Here is a 6,165-nt window from a genome sequence, read left to right on the forward strand (position 1 = left end):
GTCCCTGGAGATCCCGGAGAGAACACGTACTGTCCAAGCTGCAAAAAGCCTGTCATAATAAGATACGGGTTTGATATAGAGGAGTGCAATCTCACAGAGGACAACAGGTGCAAGTTCTGCGGTGAGAAGATAGCTATTGAGGGCAGATGTAGTAGCGGAAGGAAGAGATGGCCTTCCTTAGTTATTTAAAAGCTAAAATAGTCATTCCTTTATGTAGGGCCTGCCGAGATCTCTGGGCATTCTCCCCTTTCTAAAGGCAACAGATACTGTTATCAGCACAGCTATGTAGGGAACAGTTCTGAAGACGTAGGAAGTGGATGTGAGATTCATCCTAGGATAAATTAGCTGTATCTTCACGGGCAGGTATAGGGATAGAGCATCGAAGAAACCGAATATCATGCTTCCAGCTATTGCTATAATGGGATTCCAGCCGCTAAATGCAACTATTGCAAGGGCTATGAAACCCCTTCCAGCCGATATGTATCTAGTGAACTGACCTATCCACCCGACCACCATGTAAGCTCCTCCAAGTCCAGTGAGCATTGCACCAATTAGAGTTGCGTAGAATCTAGTCCTCAGGACATTTACTCCCATCGCCTCAGCTGATCTCGGATCCTCTCCGCATGCCCTCAGCTTCAGCCCGCTTGATGTCCTGAAGAGCCAGTACCATACCACAATAGCTATTATGATGCTGAGAATTAGAAGAGGAGAGAAGAAGAGAAACCCTCCCCCTATGAACGGCATCTTGGCAACTATCGGGGACGCTCCATGCTGTCCCCATGTGCATATGAGCCCTATTATGCTGATTCCATATGCAAACATATTGAATCCAACTCCTGATATTATCTGATCTCCCCTGAGGTAAACGCTTATCACTCCATGGAGAACTCCTGAGAGAAAACCTACAAGCAAGCCTACTGCAAGAGCTACATATGGATCTCTTGTGTAGAAAGCTGTAAGAGCTGATAAAAAGGCAGATAGCACAAATATGCCCTCAAGCCCTATGTTGACAACTCCAGATCTCTCTGCTATTATTTCTCCAACGCTTGCAAGGAGAAGGGGAACCATCGCCACTAAGGTGGATGAGAGGAGCCCCAGAACATCCTCTATCATTTTCTCGACCTTATATAAGTGTATACTATTCTGTAGATATAAGGCATAGAGAGAGCGATTACCATGATCCCTATGAGTGCATCAGCGAGCTCTGTGGGTATGCCTGCCCTCAACTCAGCCATCTCCCCTCCTATTACAAGCATTGAGAAGAATATTGAGGAGAAAATTATTCCTATTGGATTATTCCTCCCGAGAAGGCCCACGCCAATTCCAGCAAACCCCATGCCATACAGCGCTGACATCGTTGTATCAATAGTATACGTATGTCCTATTACGAGGAGGGAACCTCCAAGCCCTCCCATTGCTCCTCCAAGCACCATCGAGGTTATTACTGATAACTCTGGGCTGAATCCAGCATATCTAGCCGATTTAGGAGATAGGCCTGAAACTCTCATGCAATAACCTATTCTTGAATAATAGAGTATATAGTATGATATAAATGCGACACACACAGCTATCAAGAATATCAGCGGCACTCTCTCACCGAGTATCTGGATACAGCCAAGCCTTGCATCCAAGGGCACGGGAACAGACTGATATGGTATTAAAGGATCGTAAAGGAAAGTTGTTATCGAGAAGAGAATCGAGAAGTAGAGGATCCAGTTGAGCATTATCGAGCTCACAACCTCGTTTATACCTCTATATACTTTTATAATGGCGATTAAAGCTCCAAGAACCCCTCCTGCCATCGTCCCAACAGCTATCGCCATAAGAGAGCTTTTAGTTGTGTATGCTGCTAGAAGGGAGAGAAGGGCCCCTATATAGAACTGCCCCTCTCCTCCTATGTTGAACGTGCCCGTCAGGAATGGTATGGAGAAGGCAAGGCCCGTGAGCACAAGAGGAGTGCTTCTGATAAGTAGATAGTCAGGATCTCCAATACTTCCAAATATAATTATTTTGTATATATTCACTGGATCATATCCAAGCGATAAGAGGAGGACAAAGCCTAAGAGGAAGCTAATTATAATAGATGTAGGTATCTCAAGAAGAGATGTCCTGAGCATGAACACCACCCATCAGAAGCCCGATTTTCTCAGGAGAAAATTCCTCGTTTCTCCCGATTCCGACTATTCTCCCCTCATACATCACAGCGATTCTATCGCTGAGCTGAAATATCTCATCCAAATCCGTGGATATCAGGAGTATAGCTTTCCCTTTGTCCCTGAAATCAAGAAGAATCTTCCTTATGAAATCAGTTGCAGCAACATCAAGCCCATGAGTAGGCTCTGCTATGATCAAAACTCTTGGCTCTTTCGTAATTTCCCTGCCCACAAGAAGTCTCTGCTGATTTCCTCCACTCAGGTATCTCACAGCAACTCTTAGCGATGGAGTCACTACGTTAAATCTATCCACTATCTCGGATGTCCTCCTAACTGCATTCGACCACTTTATCCTCCCTTTTCTGATGAACTCAGATAAGCTTGTTAGTACAGAGTTCTCGGTTAAGTTCATCTCAGCAACAAGACCCACACTCCTTGAGTCTGGTATATAAGCGAGCCCATACCTGTATCTAAGCCTAGCTGGAAGATTTGTTATCTCCCTTCCATTTAAGAATATTGCACCTCTTTCTATCCTTCTCATCCCAGCAATTGCTTCAGCCAGCTCAAGCTGTCCATTCCCCTGCACACCAGCTATTCCCAGAATCTCCCCCTCATACAACTCCAGAGAAACACCCTTAACAGCATCAATTCCTCTGTCATCCTTTACCCAGAGATCTCTAATCTCGAGAATCTTCTCTCCTATACTTGGTGATGGTCTTTGCACTACAGCGATCTCATGGCCCACCATCATTCTGGCAAGATCGCTTTCAGTGACTTCGGCTGCATTAACAGTTCCCACCTTCATCCCTTTCCTTAATACTGTTATCCTGTCAGCCAGCTCTCTTACCTCCTTCAACTTGTGAGTTATGAATATCACCGTTATTCCGGCCTTTTTCAGCTCCTTTAGCATCCTGAAGAGCTCCTTCGTCTCTATTGGAGTAAGCACTGATGTGGGTTCATCTAGTATTAAAATCTTGGATTTCAATAAAAGAGCTCTCAATATCTCAACCCTCTGCTGCACACCCACCGGAAGCTCCTCGACAAAAGAATCGATCGGAACCCTCAAATTTAACTCATCTAAAAGCCTTTCAGCTCTTTTTCTCACATCATCGATGCTTGTTCCCTTCTCCATCAATGCCAAAGGGAGATAGAGATTCTCCAATACTGTGAAAGTAGGAACTAATGTGAACTTCTGATATACCATGCTGATTCCGTTTTTTATAGCATCCCATGGACCCCTGAAGCTCACTTTTCTGCCCGAGATAAACACCTCTCCTCTAGTGGGCCTTATCTCTCCATACAGTATCCTCATAAGCGTGGTCTTTCCAGCCCCATTTTCCCCCAATAAACCATGAATTTCCCCCTCTGATATCTCCATGCTAACTCCTCTTAGCGCTACCACTCCATCAGGGTAAACCTTCACTATATCCCTGAGCTCCACAAACGACATGAGATCACCAAAAAAGAAGAAGAGGGAGCGCTATCCCTTTACAAGTGCTGCATCAAGGTTGCCTGCAAGAAGGGCCTTTACTATTGAGTCATACTCATCGTGCGTGGAGGGAGTCTTGAACTTCACCTCCCCGCTTATGATCTTCTGCCTCAGCTCCTCCTCCATCTTCCAGACATCACTTGGTATATATTTATCTCTTTGAGATTTCACTATTTTCACCACATCATCCGGCGTCATCCCCTTCAGCTGTCCTGTTTCAGCAGCTAAACTTGCAAACTCCTTTACACCATCTAGATCCCATATGCCGACTCCTCCTTCCTTAAGCCCAAGCGTTGTGATACCTCCCTTCCACGTCCCCTTCACCACCATCTCTATCGCAGTGTAAACTGCGACATCCACTCTCTTAGCACCACTTAGCGGTATGTTCATCGGAGAGTACCACTCCTGACTTGCATCCTGACCTATAGCAAGCGCTGCTGTCATGTTCTTCCTAGAGTTCCACTCCTTCACCGCGTTGAACATCCCTACATGCGTGAGACCTGCAAGACCATAAAGAACCTTGACATCCTGCTGGAGAAGGGTCATAGCAGCATTGTATCCTGCTTGTGTATCAGTAAATGTGCCCGTGTAGAGCCAGAGAAAGTCCATTTTCTTCCCTGTTTTCATCTCAAAGTACTTAACTCCATATAAATAGCCTATATGGAACTTCCAAAGTGGAGGTATGTCCATTCCAGCCACAGCACCTACCTTATTTCCGCCGAGAGAGTTTGCCATTCCAGAGGCCAGTATTCCAACAAGCGCTGCACATTCCTGCTCACGGAACAGAAGATCTGCTTCATTCGGCCTAACAATTCCAGTTGTTGCGTCTATCAGGGCGAACTTCTGATTCGGGAATTTATCTGCAGTCTTATTCAGAGGATCAGTCCAGAGAAATCCAACAAGAACTATAAGATCGTATTCCCTGCTTCCACTAAGTTGTTCGAGCAAAGGAACCATATCGGCTAGGGATTTTGGAGTAAGAGTTTTTATCTCAACATTAAGCTCCTTCTCAGCTTTTGATGCACCGAGAAATGCCATGTCATTGAAACTCAAATCTCCTCTTCCGCCGACATCAAAGAGCACTGCTACTTTCACTTTCTTCGCAGGAGGTGGTGGAGGAGCTGCAGGCTTGTATAGAAGCAGTGCAGCAGCGACAGCAGCTATCACAAGTATTACTACAATTAAAAGGGCTACTGTCTTCGCCAAACCAGACCTATGCAATATGGTCCCCCCGCTTTTTTAGGAGGTTAAAATAAAAATATACCTGTGCTAGATGAGATATGCGAGCTCTTGTGCTCCACGGTCCGAGAGATCTAAGGCTTGAGAATATACGAGATGAAGAGCCGCAAGCTGGATGGGTGAAGCTGAAGGTGAGATATGTCGGGATATGCGGGACAGATAAGGCTGTCTACAGCGGATCTTACAAGCTTAAAAAGCTTCCAATAGTGCTAGGACATGAGGTATCTGGTGAAGTTGTTGAGGTCGGAGAGGGCGTTTCCAAGGATCTTCTCGGAAGCAGGGTAACCACGGAGATAAATGTTAGCTGCAAGAGCTGCTGGTATTGCAGAAATGGGATGCCAGAACATTGCCCGCAGAGGGAGACGATAGGTCTGAGCATAAACGGGGGGATGGCAGAACACCTGCTCACAAGATCCGATCTTTTACACGGAATAGATGAACTATCATGGCAGCAGGGAGCATTTGTTGAACCGCTTGCAGCTGTGCTTGAAGCTGCTGTCATCAAAAAACCTGATCCTCAATCTAATATAGCGATAATAGGTGTGGGAACAATCGGCCTCCTCTCCATTCAGGTCATGAGGTTGTTCGATCCTGCTACAATAGTAGCCATTGTAAGAGAGGGAAGCCCCAAAGCCAAGCTTGCTAAATCATTTGGAGCCCATACTCTCACATATGAGGAGGCCTTAGAGTTTGTTAAAAGAGAGAAATTGGGCTTCGATTACGTGATAGAGGCGACAGGAAGTCCTGATGGACTTGACAAGGCGTTGAAGCTGGTGAGACCTAGGGGAGTTATAGTGGCGAAATCAACTCATGGAGGAAGCGTGAGCTTGGACTATACAGATCTTGTCGTGAGGGAGATCTCGATAATTGGAAGCAGATGTGGGCCATTTAACTGGGCAATAGAGCTTCTCAAAAGCGGATGTGTGAGGATTGATGACCTCATAAGCTCAACTTATAAACTTGAGAGAGGAAATGAGGCTTTCAGAAGGAGTTTTGAGAGAGATCAAGTGAAGATCCTGCTTGAAGTAACCTGAGCAACAGCAGTTTTAAGAGCTTAGCACATCGGAAATAAATACCGCAAGCAGAATGGATTTTATCCTGAAATGGAAATTAGAGATCCACTTTTCCCTCCTTCACCAGATTCATCAGGAAGTCCACAGCTTCCCTCCCTAAGATCACCTTCTCCCCTATTCTAACAGCCGGGGCACTTTTTACCCCTGTTAGAGCTGCCTTAATTATGACATCATCCCCTGGCTGCTCTATCCTCCTTACAGCAAGCGTATA

Annotated in this window: 5 protein-coding genes and 1 pseudogene; 2 read left to right on the plus strand and 4 right to left on the minus strand. The window is 45.6% G+C overall.

The window, feature by feature from the left end; all coding sequences use genetic code 11:
* Positions 1 to 189, plus strand: a pseudogene (locus D6D85_RS07480) (AmmeMemoRadiSam system radical SAM enzyme); the annotation flags it as partial.
* Positions 190 to 201: 12 nt separating this feature from the next.
* On the opposite strand, the gene D6D85_RS07485 reads toward D6D85_RS07480, so the two are convergent.
* Genes D6D85_RS07485 through D6D85_RS07500 form a run of 4 tightly spaced genes read right to left on the minus strand, consistent with a single transcriptional unit; the run spans position 202 to position 4,848 of the window.
* Entirely contained in the window at positions 202 to 1,113 is a 912-nt protein-coding gene (locus D6D85_RS07485) for an ABC transporter permease (protein WP_125671443.1), read from the minus strand.
* Positions 1,110 to 2,117 carry an ABC transporter permease gene (locus D6D85_RS07490; RefSeq protein WP_125671444.1) on the minus strand — a complete coding sequence of 336 codons (1,008 nt, stop codon included), beginning with the start codon at positions 2,115 to 2,117 and terminating at the stop codon, positions 1,110 to 1,112. The genes D6D85_RS07485 and D6D85_RS07490 overlap by 4 nt, the downstream gene beginning before the upstream one ends.
* Entirely contained in the window at positions 2,095 to 3,603 is a 1,509-nt protein-coding gene (locus D6D85_RS07495; protein WP_125671445.1) for an ABC transporter ATP-binding protein, read from the minus strand. Before D6D85_RS07495 ends, D6D85_RS07490 begins: the two co-directional genes overlap by 23 nt.
* 30 nt (positions 3,604 to 3,633) lie before the next feature.
* Positions 3,634 to 4,848 carry a BMP family lipoprotein gene (locus tag D6D85_RS07500; protein ID WP_373695744.1) on the minus strand — a complete coding sequence of 405 codons (1,215 nt, stop codon included), beginning with the start codon at positions 4,846 to 4,848 and terminating at the stop codon, positions 3,634 to 3,636.
* 74 nt (positions 4,849 to 4,922) lie between these two features.
* On the opposite strand from D6D85_RS07500, the gene D6D85_RS07505 reads away from it, so the two are divergent.
* On the plus strand, positions 4,923 to 5,915 hold the full coding sequence (locus D6D85_RS07505; protein WP_125671447.1) for an alcohol dehydrogenase catalytic domain-containing protein: 993 nt from the start codon (positions 4,923 to 4,925) through the stop codon (positions 5,913 to 5,915).
* Positions 5,916 to 6,165 lie beyond the last annotated feature (250 nt).

The sequence above is a fragment of the Candidatus Methanodesulfokora washburnensis genome (assembly GCF_003947435.1).
In the GTDB taxonomy this organism is placed as follows: Archaea; Korarchaeota; Korarchaeia; order Korarchaeales; family Korarchaeaceae; genus Methanodesulfokora; species Methanodesulfokora washburnensis.